The sequence below is a fragment of the Elizabethkingia argenteiflava genome, from assembly GCF_009904105.1.
Taxonomy (GTDB): Bacteria; Bacteroidota; Bacteroidia; order Flavobacteriales; family Weeksellaceae; genus Elizabethkingia; species Elizabethkingia argenteiflava.
Map to the genome: position 1 here is coordinate 1 of NZ_JAAABJ010000474.1, position 344 is coordinate 344.

The 344-nt window shown below is 34.3% G+C and carries 1 protein-coding gene; it reads right to left on the reverse strand.

Annotated elements, in window-relative coordinates:
* Positions 1 to 137: 137 nt before the first annotated feature.
* Positions 138 to 344: hypothetical protein (locus tag GNY06_RS13705; RefSeq protein ID WP_212995090.1), on the reverse strand; the 207-nt coding region annotated here is incomplete at its 5' end.

Here is a 344-nt window from a genome sequence, read left to right on the forward strand (position 1 = left end):
ACTATTCGCAATACTTTTGGGCTTTTTTATGGCGATTATTCTACGTTAAATTATGCATAGCAGTAAATCTGCTATCATCAGATTTGTTGTTATTGTGATTACTTATAACGAGACTATTGCGTTCTGGGGGTTAGTTTTTATCTTAAGATTAGATTTGGCCCTTGGAAAGAAGTTATTGATCCTGTTAATTTTTCTTTTGATAATGGGAATACTAAGGAATGTTCCGTACCTGCATCAGATGATGGTCTCATTTTTGTCGTTTTTCCATTAGATAATTCCTTTACTCTAAGATTTAATAATACTCCCATTACCACACAGGAAATCCAATTCCAAGGCGGTGCAAG